23 protein-coding genes are annotated in these 24,951 nt (G+C 62.0%); 20 read left to right on the forward strand and 3 right to left on the reverse strand.

Annotated features, from left to right (window positions below; translation table 11 throughout):
* The first annotated feature begins 7 nt into the window (after window positions 1-7).
* The 7 genes from CXY73_RS06435 (at window position 8) to CXY73_RS06465 (ending at window position 8,536) form a co-directional block, all read left to right on the forward strand.
* A complete protein-coding gene (locus CXY73_RS06435) occupies window positions 8-1,918 on the forward strand; it encodes an ABC transporter ATP-binding protein (protein ID WP_369831218.1) in 1,911 nt (636 codons plus the stop codon).
* A 237-nt stretch (window positions 1,919-2,155) separates the two neighbouring features.
* Window positions 2,156-3,313 carry an extracellular solute-binding protein gene (locus tag CXY73_RS06440; protein WP_104137730.1) on the forward strand — a complete coding sequence of 386 codons (1,158 nt, stop codon included), beginning with the start codon at window positions 2,156-2,158 and terminating at the stop codon, window positions 3,311-3,313.
* On the forward strand, window positions 3,310-4,251 hold the full coding sequence (locus CXY73_RS06445) for an ABC transporter permease (RefSeq protein ID WP_104177193.1): 942 nt from the start codon (window positions 3,310-3,312) through the stop codon (window positions 4,249-4,251). The genes CXY73_RS06440 and CXY73_RS06445 overlap by 4 nt, the downstream gene beginning before the upstream one ends.
* Window positions 4,251-5,096 (forward strand): ABC transporter permease, encoded by an 846-nt coding sequence (locus CXY73_RS06450; RefSeq protein WP_233198177.1) that lies wholly within the window; start codon window positions 4,251-4,253, stop codon window positions 5,094-5,096. The genes CXY73_RS06445 and CXY73_RS06450 overlap by 1 nt, the downstream gene beginning before the upstream one ends.
* 37 nt (window positions 5,097-5,133) lie before the next feature.
* Entirely contained in the window at window positions 5,134-6,210 is a 1,077-nt protein-coding gene (locus CXY73_RS06455) for an ABC transporter ATP-binding protein (RefSeq protein ID WP_104177194.1), read from the forward strand.
* Window positions 6,207-7,745, forward strand: coding sequence for an inositol monophosphatase family protein (locus tag CXY73_RS06460; RefSeq protein ID WP_104177195.1), 1,539 nt, complete (start codon window positions 6,207-6,209; stop codon window positions 7,743-7,745). The genes CXY73_RS06455 and CXY73_RS06460 overlap by 4 nt, the downstream gene beginning before the upstream one ends.
* Complete coding sequence (locus CXY73_RS06465) at window positions 7,745-8,536, forward strand: DUF6454 family protein (RefSeq protein ID WP_233198178.1); 792 nt, start codon at window positions 7,745-7,747, stop codon at window positions 8,534-8,536. Before CXY73_RS06460 ends, CXY73_RS06465 begins: the two co-directional genes overlap by 1 nt.
* A 94-nt stretch (window positions 8,537-8,630) precedes the next feature.
* On the opposite strand, the gene CXY73_RS06470 is transcribed toward CXY73_RS06465, so the two are convergent.
* Together CXY73_RS06470 and CXY73_RS06475 are read right to left on the reverse strand one after the other, a co-directional pair.
* Window positions 8,631-9,323, reverse strand: a complete 693-nt coding sequence (locus CXY73_RS06470; RefSeq protein ID WP_104137928.1) for a DUF305 domain-containing protein — start codon at window positions 9,321-9,323, stop codon at window positions 8,631-8,633.
* 25 nt (window positions 9,324-9,348) lie between these two features.
* Entirely contained in the window at window positions 9,349-10,029 is a 681-nt protein-coding gene (locus tag CXY73_RS06475) for a DUF3105 domain-containing protein (protein WP_104177196.1), read from the reverse strand.
* A 269-nt stretch (window positions 10,030-10,298) separates the two neighbouring features.
* On the opposite strand from CXY73_RS06475, the gene CXY73_RS06480 reads away from it, so the two are divergent.
* Window positions 10,299-11,663, forward strand: coding sequence for a cystathionine beta-synthase (locus CXY73_RS06480; RefSeq protein WP_104177197.1), 1,365 nt, complete (start codon window positions 10,299-10,301; stop codon window positions 11,661-11,663).
* Window positions 11,664-11,686: 23 nt separating this feature from the next.
* On the forward strand, window positions 11,687-12,832 hold the full coding sequence (locus CXY73_RS06485) for a cystathionine gamma-synthase (protein ID WP_104137712.1): 1,146 nt from the start codon (window positions 11,687-11,689) through the stop codon (window positions 12,830-12,832).
* A gap of 86 nt (window positions 12,833-12,918) precedes the next feature.
* Here CXY73_RS06485 and CXY73_RS06490 read toward each other — a convergent pair whose 3' ends face one another.
* On the reverse strand, window positions 12,919-13,737 hold the full coding sequence (locus CXY73_RS06490) for a shikimate 5-dehydrogenase (protein WP_199185299.1): 819 nt from the start codon (window positions 13,735-13,737) through the stop codon (window positions 12,919-12,921).
* Window positions 13,738-13,861: 124 nt separating this feature from the next.
* Here CXY73_RS06490 and CXY73_RS06495 point away from each other — a divergent pair, with 124 nt between their 5' ends.
* The 11 genes from CXY73_RS06495 (at window position 13,862) to nrdF (ending at window position 24,919) form a co-directional block, all read left to right on the forward strand.
* Window positions 13,862-14,899 (forward strand): LacI family DNA-binding transcriptional regulator, encoded by a 1,038-nt coding sequence (locus tag CXY73_RS06495; RefSeq protein WP_199185301.1) that lies wholly within the window; start codon window positions 13,862-13,864, stop codon window positions 14,897-14,899.
* A 444-nt stretch (window positions 14,900-15,343) separates the two neighbouring features.
* Complete coding sequence (locus CXY73_RS21890; protein ID WP_158253134.1) at window positions 15,344-15,505, forward strand: hypothetical protein; 162 nt, start codon at window positions 15,344-15,346, stop codon at window positions 15,503-15,505.
* A complete protein-coding gene (locus tag CXY73_RS06500; protein WP_104137709.1) occupies window positions 15,502-16,212 on the forward strand; it encodes an L-ribulose-5-phosphate 4-epimerase in 711 nt (236 codons plus the stop codon). The genes CXY73_RS21890 and CXY73_RS06500 overlap by 4 nt, the downstream gene beginning before the upstream one ends.
* The gene (locus CXY73_RS06505; RefSeq protein ID WP_104137706.1) at window positions 16,212-16,421 is read left to right on the forward strand and encodes a hypothetical protein; all 210 of its coding nucleotides are present in this window, start codon (window positions 16,212-16,214) and stop codon (window positions 16,419-16,421) included. The genes CXY73_RS06500 and CXY73_RS06505 overlap by 1 nt, the downstream gene beginning before the upstream one ends.
* Window positions 16,422-16,447: 26 nt before the next feature.
* Entirely contained in the window at window positions 16,448-17,572 is a 1,125-nt protein-coding gene (chvE, locus tag CXY73_RS06510; RefSeq protein WP_304481834.1) for a multiple monosaccharide ABC transporter substrate-binding protein, read from the forward strand.
* A 144-nt stretch (window positions 17,573-17,716) separates the two neighbouring features.
* On the forward strand, window positions 17,717-19,246 hold the full coding sequence (gene mmsA / locus CXY73_RS06515; RefSeq protein ID WP_104137700.1) for a multiple monosaccharide ABC transporter ATP-binding protein: 1,530 nt from the start codon (window positions 17,717-17,719) through the stop codon (window positions 19,244-19,246).
* A gap of 30 nt (window positions 19,247-19,276) precedes the next feature.
* Window positions 19,277-20,506 (forward strand): multiple monosaccharide ABC transporter permease, encoded by a 1,230-nt coding sequence (gene mmsB / locus CXY73_RS06520; RefSeq protein WP_104137697.1) that lies wholly within the window; start codon window positions 19,277-19,279, stop codon window positions 20,504-20,506.
* Window positions 20,507-20,959: 453 nt separating this feature from the next.
* Entirely contained in the window at window positions 20,960-21,193 is a 234-nt protein-coding gene (gene nrdH, locus CXY73_RS06525) for a glutaredoxin-like protein NrdH (RefSeq protein ID WP_092448338.1), read from the forward strand.
* Window positions 21,194-21,242: 49 nt separating this feature from the next.
* Window positions 21,243-21,647 carry a class Ib ribonucleoside-diphosphate reductase assembly flavoprotein NrdI gene (gene nrdI / locus CXY73_RS06530; RefSeq protein ID WP_104177198.1) on the forward strand — a complete coding sequence of 135 codons (405 nt, stop codon included), beginning with the start codon at window positions 21,243-21,245 and terminating at the stop codon, window positions 21,645-21,647.
* Between the two features lie 26 nt (window positions 21,648-21,673).
* Window positions 21,674-23,779, forward strand: a complete 2,106-nt coding sequence (gene nrdE, locus CXY73_RS06535; RefSeq protein WP_104177199.1) for a class 1b ribonucleoside-diphosphate reductase subunit alpha — start codon at window positions 21,674-21,676, stop codon at window positions 23,777-23,779.
* A gap of 165 nt (window positions 23,780-23,944) precedes the next feature.
* On the forward strand, window positions 23,945-24,919 hold the full coding sequence (gene nrdF, locus CXY73_RS06540) for a class 1b ribonucleoside-diphosphate reductase subunit beta (RefSeq protein ID WP_104137685.1): 975 nt from the start codon (window positions 23,945-23,947) through the stop codon (window positions 24,917-24,919).
* Window positions 24,920-24,951 lie beyond the last annotated feature (32 nt).

Here is a 24,951-nt window from a genome sequence, read left to right on the forward strand (position 1 = left end):
TGAATGCATGAGTGGAATGCACGGTGCCCCTGGTCATGGCCCGCGGCAGCAGGCGGGCGTTGAGCGCCCACGCAAGCGAGTCAGTGGAGCGGATGCCGCAGCGCAGCGCGCCGAGAATGCGCTCGCCCCGCGCATTCCGCACCTGCTCGCTCGCATCACCCAACTGTTCGCGCCGCACCGCAACACCCTCATCGTCACGATCGTTCTTGTTCTGATCAGCGCAGCCCTCTCGGTAGTGCCGCCGCTTCTCACCCAGAAAGCCTTCGATGACGGCCTCTTTCCGCCCGGCGACACCCCCCCGAATCTCTCGGTGCTCGGTGTGCTCGTGGCGCTCATGCTCGGCGTCTTTCTGGTCAACGCGCTGCTCGGCGTCTGGCAGACCTGGCTCACCGCGAGCGTTGGTAACAAGGTGATGGGTGCCCTGCGGGTGCGCCTGTTCACGCACCTGCAGGCGATGGAGCTGAGCTTCTTCACCAAGACCAAGACCGGCGTCATTCAATCGCGGCTGCAAAACGATGTCGGCGGCGTCGCGACGGTGCTGACCAACACGATTTCCAGCATCCTGGGCAACACAGTCACGGTGATCGCGGCTTTCGTAGCAATGCTGCTGCTCAACTGGCAGCTGACCATTGTGGCCGTGGTGCTGATGCCGGTTCTGGTATTCGCCCAGCGCCGGGTCGGGCAGGTGCGGGCGCGCATCGCCGGAAAGACGCAGGAGTCGCTCTCGGACATGACTGCGATCACGCAGGAGACGCTGAGCGTGTCGGGCATTCTGTTGTCGAAGAGCTTTACCCGGCAGCAGAACGAGATCGACCGGTATGCCGGGGAGAACCGCAACCAGGTGCGGCTTCAGGTGAGCCAGCAGATGAGCGGCCAGTGGTTTTTCGCCACGGTGAGCGTGTTCCTGTCGGCGATTCCTGCGATCGTCTACCTCGTGGCCGGCGCGCTCGTGTTCAACGGAACGACAGAGATTACCGCGGGCACGATCGTGGCCTTCACGACCGTGCAGTCTCGGCTGATTTTTCCGCTACTCGGACTCATGCGGGTCACCCTCGACCTGCAAACCTCGTCAGCACTGTTTGCGCGCATCTTTGAGTACCTCGACTTGAAGCCGGCGATCAGCGACAAGCCCGACGCGGCGCTCGTGCCCTCGGTCGGCTCCGGTCGGGGCCGGGTCGAGTTCGACCACGTGCGGTTTGCTTACCCGGATGCCGGCGGCGACGCTCGACCGACTCTCGACGACGTGTCGTTGACGATTGAGCCGGGCCAGTTCGCGGCGTTTGTCGGCCCGTCCGGTGCCGGTAAAACCACGGTTTCCTACCTGATTCCGCGCTTTTACGAGGTCGTGGACGGCCGGGTGCTGTTCTCCGGGGTTGACGTGCGCGACCTTCAGCAAGAGTCACTCGTCTCCCACATCGGCATCGTCAGCCAGGAAACGTACCTGTTTCACGCGACCATCGCCGAGAATCTGCGTTACGCCAAACCGGAGGCAACGGATGCCGAGTTGGTCGCCGCAGCGCGCGCCGCGAACATCCACGATACGATCGACTCCTTTCCGGAGAAGTACGACACCATGGTGGGGGAGCGCGGCTATCGGCTGTCCGGCGGCGAGAAACAGCGCATCGCGATCGCCCGGGTGCTGCTCAAGGACCCGCCGGTGCTCATCCTCGATGAGGCCACGAGTGCTCTCGACTCCATCTCGGAGAGCGTGGTGCAGGCCGCCCTCGACACGGCCAGTCACGGCCGCACGACCATCGCGATCGCCCACCGCCTGTCGACGATCGTCGACGCCGACGTGATCTTCGTCGTCGACGCCGGCCGCATCGTGGAGCGCGGCACGCACGCCGAGCTGCTGGCCCAAGGCGCCTTCTACGCCAGCCTCTACGCCCGCCAAATCACGTCCAGCCCCGCCCCCTAAACTTTCCGGGTCCGGGTCCGGGTCCGGGCTCGGAAAGGGCCTCCATGATCGATCATGGGCCCGGTTTCCGAAGGTGTGCCCGGCGATCGCGACACCACATGGCCTTGTTCACCTTCGCGTTGAAGGGGCAACGTTTCGTGTTTACCTTTGGGCAATGTGCTGGTCGCCTGCATTTTGGAAGATCGGTGTGCCCCACATCGGGGTTTACCTAACACCACTAATAGCAGACGGACAGTAATGAAAACTACTCGGCTCCTTGCCACCACCGCCGTTGCATCAGTCGCGATCCTGGCCCTCGCCGGATGCGTGCAGAGCAGCGCCGCAACATCTTTGGGCTCCGATGAATCAGCCGATCAGGCCCTCACGGTCCTCATCAGTGGCGGTGAAAACATCCAGGCACTGTGGGAAGACCACCTGATTCCGGCTTTCGAAGCGGAGAACCCCGGATACACGGTCGCGGTCAACCTCGATCTGCACGGCGAGCACGATGCCCAGACGATGGCCAAGCTTACGAGTGCCACGGAGCAGGAAAAGGACCCGGGCTTCGACCTCGTTGACGGCGGATTCGTGCCCATGGCCGCCGAGGCCGGGTTGCTGACACCGATGACCGCTGACGAAATCTCCGCCTTCAACGACATTCCTGAAGACGTCGTCGAGGCCGGTGGTGCCGGTGGTATCGCCTACCGCGGCTCCGTCGTTCTGCTGGCATACGACACCGTCACCATCCCGACACCGCCGAAGACCCTCGACGAGCTGCTGGCATGGATTGAGGCGAACCCGGGCGAATTCACCTACAACTCCCCGAAGTCCGGCGGATCCGGCTCGGCCTTCGTCGCGACGGTCCTCGACAAGTACGTCTCTAACGATGCCCGCGCGAAAATGACCGTCGGGTACGAGAAAGAACTGGAAAGCGAGTGGACCGAAGGGTTCGAAACGCTCCGCAGCCTGAACCCGTACATCTACCAGAATGGTTTCTACCCCAACGGCAACCAGCAGACGCTGGACCTGCTGGCGAGCGGTGAAATCTCGATGGCGCCGGTCTGGTCCGACATGTTTATCTCCGGCAAGAAGAACGGCGCGATTGGCGAGTCCGTGGACTACACACAGATCGCCGATCCGTCCTTCACCGGCAGTGCGGCCTACCTCGGCGTTCCGGCTGCCAGCCCACGCCAGGAGGGTGCGCTCAAGCTCGCCAACTTCGTTTTGACCGCTGACGCCCAGGAAATGATCGTGAACGAGATCGCCGGCTTCCCGGCAATCAGCCTCGATCTGCTTTCGGCGGACATTCAGAACGAGTTCAAGGATGCCGATACCGGCAACCTGCGCAAGGGTTACTTCTCTCAGATGGGCAGTGACTTGAGCAACCTGTGGGATCAGGAAGTTCCGGGACAGTGACTCTCGCCCCGACCAGGGGCTCAAAGCGACGCGCCATCGCCACTCCGGCTGTGGCGCGTCGCCCGTTGGGCTTCTTTCTCGCCCTTCCCCCGATCATTCTGATTCTGCTGTTCGTGGGATTCCCGATCGTCCTGGCTTTTGCGTTCAGCATTGGTCTGACCGGTGGCCTGAATCATGTGATCGCCTCGATCGGCCTGAACGTGCACGAAGCCGAGAACTGGTGGGGAACACCGGCGGCTTATATCGAGGTGCTCTCCAACTCCCGCATCCTGCGCGACCTCTCGGTCACCGTCGGCGTGACAGCGCTCAGTACGGTCACCGTTATTTTTCTGGCCCTGGGCATCGGGTTGTTCCTCAAACTGCGGGGCGGTCGAATAGCCCGGCTGCTGTCCGGTCTGGCGATCATCCCGCTGTTTATCCCGGTGGTCATCGCTTCCTGGGCGATCGTCACGTTCTACTCCGGTGACGGCTTCGTGCGCAGCGTCTTTGCGCAATTCGGTGTCGAGGCGCCGGTGTGGGCCTTCACCATGGTCGCTGTGGTGATCGGATCCGTCTGGACCTCACTGCCCTTCGCGGTACTCATGATCACCTCCGGTCTGCAGGCGATCCCCAACGCCATGATCGAAGCCGCGCGGGATGCCGGTGCCGGCTTTCTGCGCATCGTAGTGTCCATTCTCATTCCCATGGCTTTCGTGCCGATCCTGATCGCGGTCACGTTCACCGCGATCGGCGTGGTCGGCTCCTTCACGGTTCCGTACTTCACCGGGCCGAATGCGCCCAACATGCTCGGCGTGAGCATGTCCAACTATTTCTCGGCTTTTAACCAGCCGCAGCAATCCGTCGTGATGGCCTTCATCGTCTTTGTGATCGCATCCGGTATCGCCGCAGCGTATGTCTGGGCCAACTTTCGATCAGCAAAGGATCAGGGAAAAGTCTGATGACGATGATCACCAAGCGCGCGCGGAAATCTGCAGCGCGGCTCAACTTCAGCCGTCCGCTCAGCGGCCTCTTTTGCGTCCTCATGGTCGTTTTCATTCTCGGCCCGCTGGCCTGGCTGGGCATTCGAGCATTCGCCGAATCCTGGACTTTCCCCAACCTCGGCCCGGACGGCTGGACCCTGCGCTGGTGGAGCGTGGTGCTCGGCGACGAAACGCTCGGCCGGGCGGTGCAGAATTCGCTTGCGCTCGCCGCGTTGACCGTGCTGGTGTCGGCCTGCATCTGTCTGCCTGCGGCGTATGCCTTCGCGCGTTACGAATTCTGGGGTCGACGAACCTTTCTGATTGGGCTGTTCGCCCTCAACGCCTTCCCGAAAATGGGTCTGTACGTCACCATTGCCTCGCTGTTTTACGCGTTGAACTTGATGAGTACCGTGCTGGGCGTGTTAATCGTGCATGTTTTGGGAACCGTGGTGTTCATGACCTGGATTCCCGCCGCGGCCTTCGCTGCGGTGCCTCGCAGTCTCGAGGAAGCGGCGCGCGACGCGGGTGCCTCGAAGCTGCGGGTGTTCTTCAGCGTGACGTTTCCCTTGGCACTGCCCGGAATTTTGGTGGCCGCGGTGATGTCGTTCCTGGCGTCGTTCGACGAGGCGCAGGGCTCCTACCTCATCGGCGCACCCGACATTATGACCATGCCAACGCAGATGTATACCCTCGTGCTCAACTACCCAAATCAGGTGGCGGCCGTGTTCTCTATCCTGCTGGCCATCCCCTCGGTCGCCCTACTGCTGGCGGCGCACAAGCACATCGTCGGCGGCACGCTCGCTGAGGGATTCCAAATCAAATAGCCCCGCTCCGGCAATCGCAAGAACTGTAGAGAAGACCATGACTTTGATCGAAGAAATACATTCCACGACACCCATACACCGTGAAACGGATGCCGGTGGCTTGCGCGGTCTGCGCGTGCGAGGCCTGCACAAGGTGCTCGGCGGTCGTACCATCATCGACAATCTCGACCTGACTGTGCGTGACGGGGAGCTGGTCTCCCTGCTCGGCCCGTCCGGCTGTGGAAAAACCACGACCTTGCGCATGATCGCCGGGTTCCTCGCGCCCGACGCTGGCTCGATCCAGGTGCACGACCGCGAGGTATCCGACCTCGGTGCCGAGAAACGGCCCAGCGCCATGGTGTTTCAGAACTATGCACTGTGGCCGCATATGACGGTCCAGAATAACGTCGGCTTCCCCCTCAAACTGCGTCGACTCGGCAAGAAGGAAATCGAGCAGCGAGTGGACGCTGTCCTCGCGCTGGTCAACCTGCTGCACCACAAGAACTCGCGACCGGCCCGAATCTCGGGTGGTGAGCAGCAACGCGTCGCCCTGGCGCGCGCGCTCGTGCAAGAGCCGGAGCTGCTGTTGCTGGACGAACCGCTCAGCAACCTGGACGCGAAGCTGCGGGTGAAGGTGCGTGAGGACATCCGTGAAATTCAACAGCGGCTGGGCATCACGACTCTGATCGTGACGCACGACCAAGAAGAGGCGATATCGATGTCCGACCGAATCGCCGTGATGAACGCCGGAAAGATCGAGCAGTTTAGCCGCCCGGCCGAGCTGTATTCCCGGCCGGAAACCGAGTTCGTAGCGACCTTCATCGGCAGCCTTAACCGGATCGAGGGTGCGCTGGTGAACGGCGTCATCGTGCCCGGTGACGACGTCGTCGGCATTCGCCCGGAAGACGTGGTGTTCACCCTGCACGCATCATTCGATGCGCGACCTGCCGTCGTCGAGCGCGTCGTGCCTCACGGGCACTTTCACGAAATCTACCTGAAGCGCGATGACGCAACTCTTCGCGCCTTCGCCTCCGGGTTGCCACCGGCGCCCGGCGATCGCGGTCACGCTTCCATCCAGAACGCGCTCACCTTTCGGCAGGGCCGGCTCGTCACGACCACCAGGGTGACGGCATGAGCGCGCGCGACGCGACCGCCCAGCGGGTCGCCGCCGTCACCGCTCACCGCGGGGATTCCCAGAATTTTCGGGAGAACACCCTCGCAGCGATTCGATCGGCGATTGCGGCGGGAGCGGACTACGTCGAGGTGGACGTGCGGGTCACCAGTGACGGCCAGGTGGTGTTACTGCACGATGCGAGTCTCCTTCGGCTATGGGGCCGGGAAGCCGCCATCTCCGACCTGACCTATGAGCAGGTCACCGCGTTGGGCGCCGGGGACCTTCGAATTCCCTTGTTGCGAGACGCCCTGCAGTTGTTCGAAGATTCCGCTGCCTTATTGCTCATCGACATGGATGAGGAAGCACCGGCCGCACCGGCTTTTGAAGTAGTGCGTGTTAGCGGAGTGGACGTCGCGTGGTGTGGAAGTTTGGCCGGGATGCGGCGCATCCGCTCTCTGGATGCGCAGGCTCACATCTGGCTGCCGTGGGACCGGCGCGAGGCGCCACCGCTCGAATTGATCGATGAGCTCCGACCGGATTTTGTGAACGCGGAGTATGTCGTGCTCAGCCGGAAACTTGTGGACGACATTCATGCCCTGGGCTTGCGCGTGGCCTGTTGGACGGTCGATAGCGCCGCGGTAATGCGGTGGGTGCTCGCGCTGGGCGTGGATTCCGTGACCTCCAATCGGTTGGCTCTGCTCGCCGAGACCGTGCACGAGGCAGTCGGGCCTGAGGAAGCGCCGATACCTTTCTCGGCGGAGGAGTTGCGCGAGGCCAGTGCAATTGCGCGGGAACTCGCGATCTGGGCGCAGGAATACAGCCGATCCGCCGATAAGGGAACGATTTCGACCAAGGCGAACCCTGGCGACCTCGTGACCGAGGTGGACATCGCTGTCGAGCGCCACGTGCGCGAGCGCATCGCAGCCATATTTCCGTCGCACAACTTCGTCGGCGAAGAAATGGGCGGCGAGGCGCAGGCCGGTGTGCCGTGCTGGTACCTCGACCCGGTCGACGGCACGACGAACTATGCCAACCTCATTCCGTGGACGTCGTTTTCACTCGCCCTGGCGGTGGATCACGTTCCCTACGTCGCCGTCGTGTCCGAACCCTGGCGTGGCGACCTGTTCGAAGCGGTGGCCGGGCAGGGCGCCCGACTTAATGGCGCTGCCCTGTCGCTGCCTCGACCCGAAAAGGGACCCCTGTCGTTGGCCGGACGGGTCGTGCACACGGAGCTCGCCGGACACTTGCCCTGGCCGGGCATGATCGAACTCCTGACCGCGCTGGGCGAGCGGTTCAGCATTATGCGGGTGATGGGCTCAGCCACGCTGACCGTCGTGGGAATAGCCGCCGGAAGGGGAGCCGCCTCGGTGATCGGTCAGTTCAGCGCCGTCGACCATCTGGCCGGCACGCTGATCGTGCAGGAGGCCGGTGGCGTAGTGCTCGACGAAGACGGGATTCCGAACGCATTTCCTCGCCGCGGCGGTATTCTGGTGGCCGCCCCGGAGGCCGCGATGGAAGTGTACGGCCTATGGCGCGCCGCCGTGCGCGCGAGCTGATGCCCGCACTCGACGGCCTCGACCGGCACACAGCCTGGCACCTGATCGACCGGTTACCGCTCGACTTCGCCACCTTCCACCCGCAGGGACTGACCTTCGCCGCGGGGCTCACCTTTCTGTCTTCGGTGGAGATTCAGTCGGAAACCCGTGGAGTGGGTCACGTGTTTGTAATCGACGAGCGTGGAGCGCTGCAGCGGGACCTGATCGTGGGTGACGGCGAGATGTACCACCCGGGCGGCATCGACTTCGACGGCAGTTCAGTGTGGGTTTCGGTGGCGCAGTACCGCCCGGGCGGCCAGAGCATAATCATGACAATCGACCCGGAGACCGGCGAGGTTCGGGAGCGCTTTCGGGTCGCCGACCACGTGAGCTGGGTGGTCTGCGACCGGACGAATGGCCTGGTGCACGGCGCTAGCTGGGGCTCACGGTTCTTCTACACCTGGACTCTCGCTGGGGCGTTGGTCGCGTACTGGCCGAATCCGAGCGGGTTCATCGACTATCAGGACTGCCGCTTTCTCGGTGAGGGTCTCATCGCCGCGAGCGGAATCGCGGTGCTGAGCGGGGCATCCGGAGCCTTTGAGCTGGGCGGGTTGGCACTCATCGACACCGCACAGCACACGATTCCTCAGGAATTTCCGATCGGTCTGTACTCGACGAACGGGCACACGATCACTCGAAACCCCTTCGCGATCTCGTTCGACTCGGGCTGCGTGACGATGTGGGTGGCCCCCGACGATTTCGCTGAAGGTAACGGCACCGAGATTCTGACCTACCGCGCCACCCCTGCCTGACCCCCGTTTCCGGGCCCATGATCGGGCCCGGGCCCGGTTTCGTAAGGTGGGCTCGGCGATCGCGCCCGGCCCGAGCGGAGGCGCATCGGGAGCGCTACGAACGGTCGGCGAGCATCCCGGTCATCAGATCGATCTCGGACTCCTGGCTCAGCACTACCGAGGTCGCGAAGGTCTGCACGGTCGCGTTGGTGCTGCGGCTCCGCACGGCCTCGGCCATCTCGATCGCACCGTGGTGGTGAGCGATCATGATGGCGAGAAACTGGCGTTCAGCTTCGACCCCGGATGCCGCGGTGAGCGTGGCAATTTCGGCGGCGGTCGCGAGCCCGGGCATCGGCTCCCCGGCGACGTGTGCGGCGTCGGAACCGGCCGTGTGCTCGCCGTCGTGGGTCGCGCCGGAGAGGCCGGGCCGGGTCATCCAGGTCATCGACGGCTCCGGGGCGAATTGCGGCAGCCCCCACACGGCGAGCCACCCCGACATTTGCCCGCTCTGCTGGGCTTGCGTGACTGCAATGTCGTAGGAGAGCAGCCGCACCGGTTCATCGTCGGTTCGATCGCGGATGATCAGGGCGAGTTCGACCCCCTGGTTATGGTGCTCCTGCATGTCGCGGGCAAAGCCGGCCTCGGCGCTCGTTGTCTCGGGCGTCGCGTCGACGATCGTGCTCAGTCTCCCGATCGAGAATGCCACCGCACCGACCGAGAGAGCCGTCACCAGAACGGATGCCGTGATCGCACGAATTAGGGTGCGGCGCGGTCGCGACGGTCGGACATTCGCTGGTCGCGCATTCATTGTGGGCTGCACGCTGTCCCGCGCTCTAGGAGACCTTGCCGGGTGCATCGATCGCGCCCGAGCATGGGCTGCCGTTTTCGGGCACGTTCGTGCTCTTCCAGAATTCGGTGAAGAACTCGGCGATGCGCGTGTCGTCGGCGCTGTCGATCTGCAGCTGCGAATTCCAGCCGCTCAGCACGATCGGAGCGGGGAGGTCGTCATACGGCGAGAGGATGACGTAGGTCGAGGGCAGCTTGGTCTTGAGCGTGTCAAGCTCAGCGTCGGAGATTGACGGGTCATAGGTAACCCAGAGCGCTCCGTGCTCGAGCGAATGCACCGCATTCTCGTTCGGGACCACCTGGTCGTAAACGCCGCAATTGAGCCAGGCCGCGCTGTGCGGGCCGCCGGCGGGCGGGGTCTGCTCGAAGGTGACTGCGGTCTCGATGTGACTGGTTGTGTTGCTGAAGGTCTGAACGCCGTCGATCGTGGACGCATCGCCGGCGCCGCCGCCCGCGTAGTTCGCCGCTTTCGGGGCGAACGCAAAAGTGGCGACTAGGAGGGCGATGATGGCGACCGCGGCGACAGAACCAGCGATGATGCCGATTTGTCGGTTGCGCTTGCTGCGCTTTTGCTGGCGGTGATATTCCTCCAGCTTTTTTGCACGCTTAGCAACGCGCTCTTCCTTGATCGACGCTTTATTGACGGGGGATCCGGGCTGGGGGGTCACGACGGCCTCTCTATGGGAACTACCTCCATGCGAACGTATCAGTCGCCCCTGTACCTTCCCTCTGATCCCGCTCTCGCAGGTATTTCTCAGGCTGGTCGCCTGATCGCGCCGCCCGATAGACTGGATACGTGCCCGTTCACTCGTCGTGTTGCTGCTGTCGCTAGCCGACCTTCCACGAACGCGCCCGGCCAACGCCCAAAACGCGATGCGCCGGTGCAACCCGAGGCTGCGCCTGCCCACTGGCGCGCGGCTCGACAGAAGGAATTCCCATGAAAATCTCTGACACCATTCTCGACCTCATCGGTGACACGCCGCTGGTCAAACTTCATAAGGTTACCGCGGGATTGACCGCGACGGTGCTGGTGAAGCTGGAATACCTTAATCCGGGCGGCTCGGCGAAGGACCGCATCGCGGTGCGCATCATCGATGCGGCCGAGCGCGACGGATTCTTGAAACCCGGCGGTACGATCGTCGAACCCACCTCCGGCAACACCGGGGTGGGTCTGGCCCTGGTGGCGCAGCAGCGCGGCTACAAGTGCGTGTTCGTGTTGCCCGACAAGGTTGGCGAGGACAAACGTAATGTCCTCACGGCATACGGCGCCGAGATCGTGGTGACGCCGACATCCGTTTTACCGGAGGACCCTGAATCGTACTACAGCGTCTCGGACCGGCTCGCCCGGGATATTCCGGGTGCGTTCAAGCCCAACCAGTACTTCAACCCGAACGGCCCGCTCAGCCACTACGAGACCACGGGCCCCGAGATCTGGCGCGACACCGACGGCACGGTCACGCACTTCGTCGCCGGAGTTGGCACCGGCGGCACCATCACCGGAACCGGCCGATACCTGCGGGAGGTGTCGAACGACGCCGTGCGCATCATCGGAGCGGACCCGGAAGGTTCGGTCTACTCCGGTGGTACCGGCCGGCCCTATCTGGTCGAGGGCGTCGGTGAGGACTTTTGGCCGGGCGCCTACGACCCCACCGTTGTGCACGAGGTCATCGCCGTCTCGGACGCCGACTCCTTCGCGATGACCCGCCGGCTCGCGCTTGAAGAGGGAATTTTGGTCGGTGGCTCGAGTGGAATGGCCGTCGTTGCCGCCCTGCGTGCAGCTGAAAAGCTCGGACCGGACGACACAATCGTGGTGTTGCTGCCCGATGGCGGGCGCGGTTATCTCGGCAAGATCTTCAACGACAAGTGGATGTGCAGCTACGGTTTCAGCGCAGCCCCCGCCGGTCACACGGTCGCGAATTTGCTCGAATCGAAGACGGGGACTCTGCCGGCCCTGGTCTATGTGCACCCGAGCGACACCGTGCGCGACGCCATCGAGACCATGACTAGCCAGGATGTATCGCAGCTGCTCGTGCTGAGCGCCAAGCCGCCCGTCGTCATGGGGGAGGTGCTTGGCGCGGTCGATGAGCGCGCCCTGATGAACCGGGTTTTCTCCGGCGATGCCAGGCTCACCGACCGGGTTGGGGAGATCTTGGGTGTGCCGCTGCCGCTGATCGGCGTCAACGAGCCCGTCGCTGCCGCCCGCACCGCCTTCGCCACCCACGACGCGCTGCTCGTGACCGACGGCGGCAAACCACTCGGCGTCATCACCCGGCACGACCTGCTCAGCTACCTGAGTGTCTAATCATTTCTACAGAGGGAATATTCATGGCTAACAAGTTCGACACGATCGCCATCCACGCCGGTCAGGCATTCGACCCGACCACCGGTGCCGTCATTCCACCGATCTACCAGACCTCCACCTATGTACAGGAGAGCATCGGCAACCTGCGCGGCGGCTATGAGTACAGCCGCGGCGGCAACCCCACCCGTACCGTGCTCGAATCTCTACTCGCCGCGCTGGAGGGGGGCAAGCACGGCCTGTCGTTCGCAAGTGGTCTCGCTGCGGAAGACACTATTTTGCGTGCCATCCTCAAGCCGGGCGACCATGTGGTACTCGGTAACGACGTTTACGGCGGAACCCACCGGCTCATCAACCAGGTGCACGGAGCCTGGGGCGTGCTCAACACGACCGTTGAGATGAGTGACCTCACGGCGGTTGAGGCGGCTATCCGCCCCGAAACCAAGATCCTCTGGGTGGAGACGCCGAGCAACCCGCTGATGAAGATCAGCGACATCGCGGCACTGTCCGAGATAGCGCACCGGTACGGTGTCATCGCGATCGTCGACAACACGTTTGCGTCGCCGGCCCTGCAGCATCCGCTTGCCTTCGGCGCTGACGTCGTCGTGCACTCGACAACGAAATATCTTGGCGGCCACTCTGATGTGCTTGGCGGCGCACTCATCATCAACGATGACGAGCTGCACGAGAAGGCCAAGTTTCTGCAGTTCGCGGCCGGGCCGGTGTCGGCCCCGCTCGATTCCTGGTTGACCGTGCGCGGCATCAAAACGCTCTCGGTGCGCATGGAACGGCACTGCAAGAACGCTCAGGCCATCGCCGAATTTCTCGACGGCCACCCAGCCATCGAGCATGTCTACTACCCGGGGCTGCCCGGTCACCCCGGCCACGAGCTGGCCAAAAAGCAGATGTCCGGCTTTGGCGGCATGATCTCCATCGCGTTCGCCGGTGGTGCTGTGGCCGCACGCCAGTTCGCCGAGTCGATGCACCTGTTCCAGCTCGCCGAGTCACTCGGCGGCGTCGAGTCGCTCGTGAACTACCCCTCGGAAATGACGCACGCCTCGGTGCGCGGCACCGAGCTCGAGGTACCCGACAACATCGTGCGCCTGTCGGTCGGCATCGAAGACGTCGAGGACCTCATCGCAGACCTGAAGGGTGCGCTGCCCGGGGCCTGAATAGGGGCCACGCGTTCGTCGCAAGGCCCGCTTTCCGGACCCGGGGCCCGTGCAGAGGGACGGCGAATGCAAGAGAAACGCGAGGGTCAGTGCTCGCGGGAGAAGGCGGAGGCGCGGCGCACCTGATCGGGCGTTGGGCGAATTCCGGTGTAGAGAAAGAACTGCTCCTCGGCCTGCAGTGCGACGACCTCGGCTCCCGTGATGACCGGCTTGCCGAGCGCTCGCGCCGCCAGAATGAGCTGAGTTTCGGCGGGGGAGGCCACAACGTCGAAGACCAGGCGTGCCGCCGCTATTGCTTCCGGCAGAAATGACGTGACAGCGGATGCCGCGCCGCCGGCCATTCCCACCGGCGTGACGTTGACGATCAGGTCTGCGGTGAGCGCACCGACCTCGGGCACCCAGCCGTAGCCGTAGAGTGCGGCCAGCGCCCGGCCGGTGCCCTCATTACGCGCCACAATCGTGCCGTCGGCAAACCCTGCACCGTGCAGGGCCGCCGCAACGGCCTTGGCCATGCCGCCGCTGCCGCGCAGCATGACCGAATAGTTCGGCGGCACGGCGTGCTCGACGAGCAGGCGCTGCACGGCGGAATAGTCGGTGTTGTACGCCGTGAGGTGGCCCGCGTCGTTGACGATCGTATTGACCGAGTCGATGGCCGACGCCGAGGCATCCATTTCATCGATGAGAGCGATGACGTCTTCCTTGTAGGGCATCGATACGGCGCAACCGCGAATGCCTAATCCGCGCACGCCGGCGATCGCATTCGCCAGGTCGACCGGAGCGAAGGCCTTGTAAATGTAATTCAGGCCGAGTTCTTCGTAGAGATAGTTGTGAAATCGGGTGCCCAGGTTGCTCGGGCGGGCCGCGAGTGAGATGCACAGGGTCATGTCTTTGTTGAGAATGGGCATGAATCCAGTGTGCCGTGCTTTGCGACACGAGCCGGGCCGGGCGAATGTGACCGTCACAATGTGACTGTCACATCGCGCTCTGTGGCTGCATAATGTAAACGCGGGCCAATTTGTGACCGTGCACATGACTTCGGGGGTGACCGTGTCGGACGACTCAACGAAAGAGCGTGCGCCGAGCATCCGCGACGTCGCGCGCCTCGCCGGGGTCTCCTACCAGACTGTATCGCGCGTGCTCAACAATCACGCCAGCATCCGCGATTCCACCAAAGCCCGGGTGCTCGCGGTCATCGAAGAACTGCAATACCGGCCCAATCGGGCCGCCCGCGCACTCTCGCGCGGGCGATCCCGCACGATCGGTGTGCTGTCCGCGTCGAGCGCCGAATACGGCCCGGCGAGCAGCATTGCCGCGATCCAGGACGCGGCGCGGGACGCCGGATACTTCGTGAACACGGCGAACCTCAATCGTGGGGAGCCCGGGTCCATCGCGGCGGCCGTTGACCACCTGATGTCCCAGTCCGTGGAAGGGATCGTTGTGATCGCACCGCAGATGCGGGTGTTTAATGCCCTCAAGCTCCTGTCGATCGATGTGCCGTTCGTGACGCTGCAGTCCTCCGCGAACGTAGGCGCGAACGCCCTCACCGTGGACCAGATCGCCGGTGCACGACTGGCCACTCGGCACCTCATCGACCTCGGACACCGCGACATTTATCATCTCGCCGGGCCGCAGGACTGGATCGAGGCCGAGGCTCGCATGCACGGCTTCCTGGAGGAGATGGGGGCCAGGGACATTCCGACCACGGCGCCGATCCTCGGCGACTGGACTGCGGAATTCGGCTACCACGCCGGGCGCGAGCTGCTGCACGTGCGGGACTTCACGGCGATCTTCTCATCCAACGACCAGATGGCTCTCGGCCTCATGCACGCCATCCGGGAAGCCGGGCTCGAGGTGCCCCGCGACGTGAGCATCGTGGGCTTCGACGACATCCCGGAGGCGGCTCACTTTTGGCCACCACTCACGACGGTGCGCCAAGACTTCGCCGAGCTCGGCCGGCGCTGCGTCGCGCTGCTGCTGGCCAACATCGCGGGCACCACCGCGGAGAACCAGGGTGCCATCATGCCGGAGCTCATCGTTCGCGGCTCGACCGCGCGCCCGGCATTCTGAGGGTCGGCGTGCGGGTCGATCGCTTCTTTCTAGCGCCTCGACAGACTAGCGCCTCGACCGACAGTTGCCCTCGCCGCCGCCCCCGAAACGGGCGCCCGCTACGGTAACTAACGAACCGCCGTAGCGGCTACCCATATCGGGCGCACTCACGCCCGCCGATCCTCAGACGTGGCCACGTTGGTCTCAGTCACTCCTTCGTCGGGCCTCGATCAGCGGGTCGTCGGGCCGGGCCTCGATCGGCGGGATGCGCGATTTCGAGCGTTATTCAAACGAGACAAGTCGTTCTTGACACAGTGTGTCCCGATGCCGCTAACATAAGCACACAGCAATGTGACCGATCACATTCGGTCATCGCAGTCAGACGCTTCAGCTGGCTGCACTGTCGTCAACGCCGAACCATTCGCGGTACTGTCCGCGCTTAGACCTGACATAGGAGTCACTTCCGTGAGTACAACCGATGCGCTCTCCCGCGCCGAGTCTCTGGCTTCGGTCGACAGCGGGACCCGCGCGATGAGCGTAGCCAACGCGAGCCGGGCCGTTTTACGGCGGGTCGCTGGCGGCAGCCGCGCCGCGGCTAACGACCGCGCTACGCTGGTGGTCGCGTGAGCACCTACGGCCCCCAGATCGAGGTCGCGGTCGCCCGCGTTCGCGCTGAAATCACCCGCCTGCACGCGGAGCTGTTTCGCAACGGGCTCGTGGTCTGGACCGGCGGCAACGTCTCGGGCCGCGTGCCGGGCGCCGACCTGTTCGTTATCAAGCCCAGCGGAGTCGACTACGCCGACCTGGCGCCGGAGAACATGATTCTCTGTGACCTCGACGGAAACGTCATCCCCGGTACGCCGGGCGCCGACCGCTCGCCGTCGAGTGACACCGCAGCACACGCCTACGTCTACCGGAACATGCCCGATGTCGGCGGAGTCGTGCACACGCACTCCACCTACGCCACGGCCTGGGCCGCCCGCAATGAAGCGATCCCGTGCGTTATCACGGCCATGGCCGACGAATTTGGCGGCCCGATCCCGGTCGGACCTTTCGCCATTATCGGCGACGACTCGATCGGCCGCGGCATCGTGGAGACCCTCACCGGCCACCGTTCTCGTGCCGTCTTGATGGCGAACCATGGGCCCTTCACAATCGGCAAGGACGCTCGCGATGCCGTGAAGGCCGCGGTGATGGTGGAGGACGTTGCGCGCACGGTTCAGCTTGCCCGCGTGGGCGGTGAACTCGTTCTGATCCCACAGGAATCCATCGATTTCCTGTTCGACCGCTACCAGAACGTCTACGGACAAGCACCGCAGGGGGCGTTGCAGTGATGGCAGCCGACCGCACCACCGCAACGTCGTCTGCCGGCGGCACCGAGGTGCTCTACGATTTCGCCGAGATAGCTCGCACCGAGCTGCTCGTGCTTAATAAAACCACCACCCTGCGCGATTTCACCCGCGAAGTGCGTTGGAATCAGGCCTACTATCGACTGGCACCAGGCCTGCAACTGTTCCACAATCCTGCAATTTCACATCAATGACGATAAACAGAATGAAAGGTAACACAGTGAAAAAGAACGTATTCTTCGCAGTCGTGGCCGCGGGTGCCCTCGCGGTATCGATGGCAGCCTGCTCATCCGGCGGCACATCCACCAGCCCCGGCGGAAGTGGCGACAAGGGACTGATCGGCGTGGCCATGCCGACCAAGAGCTCCGAGCGTTGGATCGCCGACGGTAACGCCGTCAAGAGCCAGCTCGAGGAACAGGGCTTCACCGTCGACCTCCAGTACGCCGAGGACGATATACCCATGCAGGTCTCGCAGATTGAGAACATGATCACCAAGGGTGCCGAAGCCCTAATTGTGGCCTCGATCGACGGCACGACGCTCACGAGCGTGTTGCAGGACGCCGCTGACGCGGACATTCCCGTCATCGCATATGACCGTCTCATCCGCGATACCGAAAACGTCGACTACTACGCGTCCTTCGACAACTTCAAGGTCGGACAGCAGCAGGCCTGGTCGGTCCTGAACGGCCTCGGACTTGCCGAACTCGACGGAACGCCCATCGAGGGCGCGCCTGCCGGTCCGTTCAACCTTGAGCTCTTCGCCGGCTCGCTCGATGACAACAACGCATTCTTCTTCTTCGACGGTGCAATGGATGTCTTCCAGCCGCTGATCGACGACGGCGTCCTCGTAGTCAAGAGCAACCAGACCGACATCGAACAGGTCGCTACCCTCCGCTGGGCCGGAGAAGAAGCACAGGCTCGCATGGAGGACCTCCTCACCGCCCAGTACTCGGACGGCACCGTGGTCAACGCCATTCTTTCGCCGTACGACGGCATCTCCCGTGGAATCATCTCTGCCCTCGAGGGCTCTGGCTACTCCGTCGGCGACGGCTGGCCCGTCATCTCCGGCCAGGACGCCGAGATCGACTCGGTCAAGGCGATCAACTCGGGTGAGCAGTACGGCACCATCTTCAAGGACACGCGCGAACTCGCATCCGTCGCCGTGAACATGGCCGTCGCCCTGCTGAATGGCGAGACCCCCGAGACCAACAACTCGGAGGACTACAACAACGGTGTGAAGAACGTTCCGTCGTTCCTGCTCGACTCGACGATCGTGGTCAAGGACAACATCCCGGCCGTGCTGATTGATTCGGGCTACTGGACAGAAGCAGAAGTCAACGGCTAGGTTTCGCTGCCTCCTGTTTGGCCCGTGCCCAACGGTCGGTGGGGTAGTTTTACCCCACCGACCGTTGTGCCACCCATATTTTTACCGGCCGCCGAAATCGCCCGGGTTCTGACCATGCAGTAGAGGAATGAAGAAGGTGCTTACGTGACTACGAACATCCTTGAGATGCGCGGCATCACCAAGACGTTTCCCGGAGTAAAGGCGCTCTCTGACGTGACACTCGACGTCAGTCGCGGGGAGGTCCACGCCATCTGCGGCGAGAACGGTGCAGGCAAGTCAACCCTGATGAAGGTGCTCAGTGGCGTGTATCCGCACGGTACCTACACCGGCGACATCGTCTTCGAAGACGAAATCGTTGAGTTCAAGAGCATCAGCGATTCCGAGGCCAAAGGAATCGTGATCATTCACCAGGAGCTCGCGCTCAGTCCGTACCTCTCTATTGCCGAGAACATCTTTCTGAACAACGAACAGCGCGGCGCCTTCGGCCTCATTGACTGGAACAAGACCAACTCTGAGGCTGCCAAGCTTCTTGCCCGGGTGGGACTGCGCGAAAATCCAACGACGCGCATCATGGACATCGGCGTCGGCAAGCAGCAGCTCGTCGAGATTGCTAAGGCGCTCTCGAAACGGGTGAAATTGCTGATCCTGGATGAGCCAACGGCGGCCCTCAACGATGACGACTCCGACCACTTGCTCGATCTCATCCTGCACCTCAAGGGCCAGGGCATCACGTCGATCATCATCAGCCACAAGCTCAACGAGATCAAGAAAGTCTCCGACGCGGTCACGATCATCCGTGACGGTCGGGCCATCGAAACCATCGCCAAGGTCGACGTCACCGAAGAACGCATCATCAAAGACATGGTCGGTCGTGACCTCGAGCACCGCTACCCGGATCACACTCCCGACATTGGGGAAGAGATCCTTCGGGTTGAGGACTGGACCGCCTTTCACCCGCAAGACGTGACGCGCATGATCGTTGACCACGTCAACCTCAGCGTACGTGCCGGTGAGATTGTGGGAATAGCCGGCCTCATGGGGGCTGGCCGCACGGAATTCGCAATGAGCCTGTTTGGGCGTTCCTACGGGAGCCGCATCACCGGCAAGGTATTCAAGCATGGCACTGAGATCAAGACTCGCACCGTGACCGAAGCCATCGACAACGGCATCGCCTACGCCACTGAGGACCGCAAGACCTACGGCCTGAACCTGATCGAAGACATCAAGCGCAACGTCTCTATGGCGGCGCTGCATCGGCTGGTACGCAAGGGCCTCGTGAATGACAACGAGGAGTATCAGGTCGCCAACGAATACCGCACAAGCATGAATATCAAGGCTCCGAACGTGCTCGTCAAGACCGGCAAACTCTCTGGTGGCAACCAACAGAAGGTGGTGCTATCGAAGTGGATCTATTCCAACCCCGACGTTTTGATTCTTGACGAGCCCACCCGCGGGATCGACGTGGGGGCCAAGTACGAAATTTACACAATCATCAACAAACTTGCCGCGGCCGGTAAGGGCGTTATTGTCATCTCTTCGGAGCTGCCGGAACTGCTCGGCATTTGCGATCGCATTTATACCCTGGCTGAGGGCGCCATCACCGGGGAATTCCCGATTGAGACCGCAACGCCGGAGACCCTCATCAAGCACATGACCATGGAAAAGGCCCGCTAGCGCCGGCGCTAGCGGAAAAGGAGAACCCCAATGAGTGATCAAGAGACCACGCCGGCCACGGGAGGCCTGGTCAACCCGAGTGAGAACAAAGCCACTTCCTGGCTGAGTCACGTTTTGGCCGACCTGGGCAAGAACGGTATTTTCATTGCCCTCGTTCTGGTGGTGGTGCTGTTTACGGTCCTGACCGACGGCATCCTCTTACGCCCGCAAAATATCTCCAACTTGATCGTGCAGAACGGCTACATTCTCGTTCTCGCCATTGGCATGGTGATGGTGATCGTCGCGGGCCACATCGACCTGTCGGTGGGATCGGTGGCCGCTTTCGTCGGCGCATGTTCCGGTGTCTTCGCCGTGCAGTGGGGCCTGCCGTGGTGGCTGGCCATCATTATGTCGCTTGGCATCGGCGCTCTCGTTGGCGTGTGGCAGGGCTTCTGGATTGCCTATGTGGGAATCCCGGCGTTCATCGTGACCCTGGCGGGCATGCTCATCTTTCGCGGCCTGGCGCTCGTTGTGCTCGGAAATACGAATATCGGCTCATTTCCGGCCGAGTACCGTGCGCTTGGCAACGGCTTTCTCACCGACGTGTTCGGCGAGTTCGACCTCGACCCGCTCACCCTCGGAGTCGGACTGATCGCCGTGATTGCTCTGATTGTGCAGCAGGTGCGCACGCGCCTGGGACGGTCCAAGTACGGCCAAGAGGTCGAGCCTTTGGTGTGGTTCGTGACCAAGCTAGTTCTGATCACTGCGGCACTTGGATTCTTCGCCTATGCTCTCGCGAGCTACAAGGGTATCCCGGTCACCCTGATCGTGCTCGCCGTGCTCGTGCTCATCTATGGTGTTGTGATGAACCGGACGGTGTTCGGCCGCCACATCTACGCGATCGGCGGCAACCGCCACGCAGCCGAACTCTCCGGCATCAAGAACCGCAAGGTCGACTTCTACCTGTTCGTGAACATGGGTGTTCTCGCTGCCCTGGCGGGCCTCATCTTCACCGCCAGGCTTAATCTCGCTGGCCCGAAGGCTGGTGATGGCTTCGAACTCGAGGCCATTTCGGCAGCGTTCATAGGTGGTGCGGCCGTGCAGGGTGGCATCGGCACGGTCGGCGGCGCCATTATTGGCGGTCTGATCATTGGTGTGCTCAACAACGGTATGTCGATTCTCGGCATTGGTATCGAGTGGCAGCAGGCCGTCAAAGGTCTCGTGCTTCTTCTCGCTGTGGCTTTTGACGTGTACAACAAGCGCCGGTCGGGCGGTCACTGACCGTTCTCGCGTTGGCAGTACCCACCCGAAGGCCGGAACGCGTGAGCGTTCCGGCCTTTCTGTGTGCCGTGCGCGCTCGGTGTGGGGACCGGCCGCGACACGCCGTCGGACATTCCACAGGCAAAATATAGTCAGGGCAACGCCCTGTGGATAACTGTCCGGGTTTCCGCGGAATTCGGGCGGTCTGGGGCCGGTCGGCGGTGTGCGGCTTGTGGAATCTCGGTGGATAACTACACAAATGTAATTACTGCATGTAGTGGCTCTATCCTTCGTCGATCACTAGATGTAGTATTGAGACTGTAGCTAAGCCGGATTGCCGGTCGAAAAACTTACTCACTTTGCATCATGCTGTATGACGGGTTTCCGTCTTTGATCCAAGTGTTTTATAGAACATAGTTGCGAACTATCGCGAACAGAATTAGACTGAATTTGCCAAGAAAAGAGGCCATAACCATGGCAATCACCGTTTACACGAAGCCCTCCTGCGTGCAGTGCACGGCCACCTACCGTGCCCTCGACAACAAGGGCATCGAGTACGAGGTGCGCGACCTCTCAGTCGATGAGAACGCTCTCGACGCGGTCAAGGCCCTCGGTTACTTGCAGGCGCCCGTCGTCATCACTGACGAAGAGCACTGGAGCGGCTTTCGCCCGGACAAGATCAACGCGCTCGCCGCTCGCCTCGCGTAGTTTAAACTCCCAAAATCAACGCCAACAAGCACAGGATCGATACGCACGGATGACTGAAATCGTGTACTTTTCCAGCACCTCGGGCAACACCGCGCGGTTCGTCGAAAAGCTCGGCCGGTCGGCCGCGCGCATTCCGCTCCACGCCCGCGACGAGCCACTCGTCGCCAAGGCTCCGTTCGTGCTGTGCGTGCCCACCTATGGCGGCGGCAACACCGGCGGGGCTGTACCCAAGCAGGTCATCAAGTTTTTGAACAACGAGACCAACCGGTCGTTGATTCGCGGCGTCATCGGCGCCGGCAACATGAATTTCGGTACGGCCTACTGCCTGGCCGGCGACATCATCGCAGCCAAGTGCAAGGTGCCGCACCTGTATCGCTTTGAAGTATTTGGAACACCGGATGATGTGCGCATCGTTCACGACGGATTGGAAGAATTTTGGAAACAACAGCCGTGAAGGTCACACCAGTGGATGCGCCGGGCATGGATTACCACTCACTCAACGCCATGCTCAACCTGTACGGGCCGAATGGGGAGATCCAGTTCGACAAAGACCAGGAAGCCACACGCGAGTTCTTTCTGCAGCACGTCAACCAGAACACGGTGTTCTTTCACTCGCTGCGCGAGCGCCTCGACTACTTGGTCGAGAAGGAATACTACGAGCAGGCCGTGCTCGACCAGTACTCGTTCGAGTTCATCACGAGCCTGAACGACCTCGCCTACTCCAAAAAGTTCCGCTTTCAGAGCTTCCTCGGCGCATTCAAGTACTACACCTCGTACACGCTGAAGACCTTCGACGGCAAGCGTTATCTCGAGCGTTTCGAAGACCGCGTCGTCATGACGGCCCTAGGTCTCGCATCCGGTGATGAGAAGCTCGCCGTCGAACTGGTCGAAGAAATCATCGCCGGTCGTTTTCAGCCCGCGACGCCGACCTTTTTGAACTCCGGCAAGGCCCAGCGGGGCGAACTCGTCTCCTGCTTCCTGCTGCGTATCGAAGACAATATGGAGTCGATCAGCCGCGGCATCAACTCCTCGTTGCAGCTGTCCAAGCGTGGCGGTGGCGTGGCGCTGCTGCTCAGCAACATCCGCGAGGCCGGCGCCCCGATCAAGCAGATCGAGAACCAGTCCAGCGGCATCATTCCCGTGATGAAGCTGCTCGAAGACTCGTTCAGCTACGCCAACCAGCTCGGTGCCCGCCAGGGCGCCGGAGCCGTCTACCTGCAGGCGCACCACCCCGACATCATGCGTTTTCTTGATACCAAGCGTGAGAACGCCGACGAGAAGATTCGTATCAAGACGCTCTCACTCGGTGTCGTCATTCCCGACATCACCTTTGAGCTGGCCAAGAACGACGACTGGATGTACCTCTTCTCGCCCTATGACGTGGAAAAAGCCTACGGCGTGCCCTTCGCCGATATCTCGGTGACCGAGAAGTACCACGAGATGGTTGACAACCCCCGCATCAAGAAGTCGAAGATGAAGGCGCGCGAGTTCTTCCAGACGCTCGCCGAGATTCAGTTCGAGTCCGGCTACCCGTACATCATGTTTGAAGACACGGTGAACAAGGCGAACCCGATCGAGGGTCGCATCAACATGTCGAACCTGTGTTCCGAGATTCTGCAGGTGAACACCCCGACGACCTACAACGAAGACCTCTCGTACAACGAGATTGGCAAGGACATCTCCTGCAACCTCGGGTCGATGAACATCGCCCTGGCGATGGACTCCGGCGATCTCGGGCGCACCGTCAACGCCGCCATTCGTGGCTTGAACGCCGTGTCCGAGCAGAGCCATATCAGCTCGGTCCGCTCCATCGAAGACGGTAACGACCGCTCGCACGCCATCGGCCTCGGCCAGATGAACCTACATGGCTACCTCGCCCGTGAGCGCATCTACTACGGCAGTGAAGAGAGCATCGACTTCACCAACATCTACTTCTACACGGTGTTGTTCCATGCGCTGCGCGCCTCCAACGCCATCGCTATCGAGCGCGGCCGCACCTTCGAAGGCTTCGAAAACAGTACCTATGCCTCCGGTGCATTCTTCGACAAGTACACCGAACAGGTCTGGGAGCCGACGACAGCTCGCGGTGCCGAGCTGTTCACCCAGGCTGGAGTGTCGATTCCGACGCAGGCGGACTGGGCTGAGCTCAAGGCATCCGTTGCTCTGCACGGTATTTACAACCAGAATCTGCAGGCCGTGCCGCCGACCGGGTCGATCTCGTACATCAACAACTCGACCGCGTCGATTCACCCGATCGCGGCCAAGATCGAGATTCGCAAGGAAGGCAAGCTGGGCCGGGTCTACTACCCGGCGCCGTTCATGACGAACGATAACCTGGACTTCTATCAGGATGCCTACGAAATCGGCTATGAGAAGGTCATCGACGTCTACGCCGCGGCGACGCAGCACGTTGACCAGGGTCTCTCGCTGACCCTGTTCTTCAAAGACACCGCGACCACCCGCGATATCAACCGCGCCCAGATCTACGCCTGGAAAAAGGGCATCAAGACGATCTACTACATTCGTCTGCGCCAGATGGCCCTCGAAGGCACGGAGATTGAGAATTGTGTCTCGTGCGCGCTATGAGTGAGTTCGCTGAACGCACGCTGAGTTGAAACACCGTTGGTCGAGCTTGTCGAAACCGTCATATGAATGCTGTGGCCGTCTCGGGAAGCTCGACCAGCGGCGGCTGGGTTTCGTATACTGGCGACCGAGATAAACGACCAAAGCAGTAGCCGAAGAGGACCTCCTATGATTGACAAGCTCAAGCTGGTGTCGCACGTTGACGCGATCAACTGGAACAAGATCGAAGACGATAAAGACGTCGACGTCTGGAACCGCCTGACCAATAACTTCTGGCTGCCGGAGAAGGTTCCGCTCAGCAACGACATCCAGTCGTGGAACCAGCTGACGCCGGTGGAGCAGCAGCTCACGATGCGCGTCTTTGCCGGACTGACCCTGCTCGACACGATCCAGGGCACAGTGGGCGCCGTCTCGCTCATCCCCGATGCGATCACCCCGCACGAAGAGGCCGTCTACACGAACATCGCGTTCATGGAGTCAGTGCACGCCAAGAGCTACTCCTCGATCTTCTCGACGCTGGCCTCCACTAAGGAGATCGACGAGGCGTTCCGCTGGTCGACCGAGAACGAGAACCTGCAGCGCAAGGCATCGATCGTGATGGATTACTACCAGGGCGACGACCCGCTCAAGCGCAAGGTCGCCTCGGTGCTGCTCGAGTCGTTCCTGTTCTACTCGGGCTTCTACCTGCCGATGTATTTCTCCAGCCATGCCCGCCTGACAAACACTGCCGACCTCATCCGTTTGATCATTCGGGATGAAGCCGTGCACGGGTACTACATCGGGTACAAGTTTCAGAAGGGGCTCGAGAAGGCGACGCAGGCGCGTCGCGACGAGATCAAGGACTACACCTTCAATCTGGTGTTTGAGCTTTACGAGAACGAGGTGCAGTACACGCAGGACCTCTACGACGAGGTCGGTCTGACCGAAGACGTCAAGAAGTTTCTGCACTACAACGCCAATAAGGCGCTGATGAACCTCGGCTACGAGGCGATCTTCCCGAAGGACGTCTGCGACGTGAACCCGGCGATTCTCTCCGCCCTCTCACCCAACGGTGACGAGAACCATGACTTCTTCTCGGGCTCTGGTTCTTCGTACGTGATCGGCAAGGCCGTGAACACCGAAGACGACGACTGGGATTTCTAGGTATCCCGACTCATCGTTGTAAAAGACCCCCG

It is taken from the genome of Cryobacterium sp. Y50 (genome assembly GCF_002929805.1).
Lineage (GTDB): Bacteria > Actinomycetota > Actinomycetes > Actinomycetales > Microbacteriaceae > Cryobacterium.

Bases quoted from the DNA above. Each gene is read 5' to 3' on its own strand.
- CXY73_RS06435 (WP_369831218.1), top strand. From the start codon at position 8: ATGAGTGGAATGCACGGTGCCCCTGGTCATGGCCCGCGGCAGCAGGCG.
- CXY73_RS06440 (WP_104137730.1), top strand. From the start codon at position 2,156: ATGAAAACTACTCGGCTCCTTGCCACCACCGCCGTTGCATCAGTCGCG.
- CXY73_RS06450 (WP_233198177.1), top strand. From the start codon at position 4,251: ATGACGATGATCACCAAGCGCGCGCGGAAATCTGCAGCGCGGCTCAAC.
- CXY73_RS06455 (WP_104177194.1), top strand. From the start codon at position 5,134: ATGACTTTGATCGAAGAAATACATTCCACGACACCCATACACCGTGAA.
- CXY73_RS06460 (WP_104177195.1), top strand. From the start codon at position 6,207: ATGAGCGCGCGCGACGCGACCGCCCAGCGGGTCGCCGCCGTCACCGCT.
- CXY73_RS06465 (WP_233198178.1), top strand. From the start codon at position 7,745: ATGCCCGCACTCGACGGCCTCGACCGGCACACAGCCTGGCACCTGATC.
- CXY73_RS06470 (WP_104137928.1), bottom strand. From the start codon at position 9,323: ATGAATGCGCGACCAGCGAATGTCCGACCGTCGCGACCGCGCCGCACC.
- CXY73_RS06480 (WP_104177197.1), top strand. From the start codon at position 10,299: ATGAAAATCTCTGACACCATTCTCGACCTCATCGGTGACACGCCGCTG.
- CXY73_RS06485 (WP_104137712.1), top strand. From the start codon at position 11,687: ATGGCTAACAAGTTCGACACGATCGCCATCCACGCCGGTCAGGCATTC.
- CXY73_RS06490 (WP_199185299.1), bottom strand. From the start codon at position 13,737: ATGCCCATTCTCAACAAAGACATGACCCTGTGCATCTCACTCGCGGCC.
- CXY73_RS06495 (WP_199185301.1), top strand. From the start codon at position 13,862: ATGACTTCGGGGGTGACCGTGTCGGACGACTCAACGAAAGAGCGTGCG.
- CXY73_RS06505 (WP_104137706.1), top strand. From the start codon at position 16,212: ATGGCAGCCGACCGCACCACCGCAACGTCGTCTGCCGGCGGCACCGAG.
- mmsB (WP_104137697.1), top strand. From the start codon at position 19,277: ATGAGTGATCAAGAGACCACGCCGGCCACGGGAGGCCTGGTCAACCCG.
- nrdH (WP_092448338.1), top strand. From the start codon at position 20,960: ATGGCAATCACCGTTTACACGAAGCCCTCCTGCGTGCAGTGCACGGCC.
- nrdI (WP_104177198.1), top strand. From the start codon at position 21,243: ATGACTGAAATCGTGTACTTTTCCAGCACCTCGGGCAACACCGCGCGG.
- nrdE (WP_104177199.1), top strand. From the start codon at position 21,674: ATGGATTACCACTCACTCAACGCCATGCTCAACCTGTACGGGCCGAAT.
- nrdF (WP_104137685.1), top strand. From the start codon at position 23,945: ATGATTGACAAGCTCAAGCTGGTGTCGCACGTTGACGCGATCAACTGG.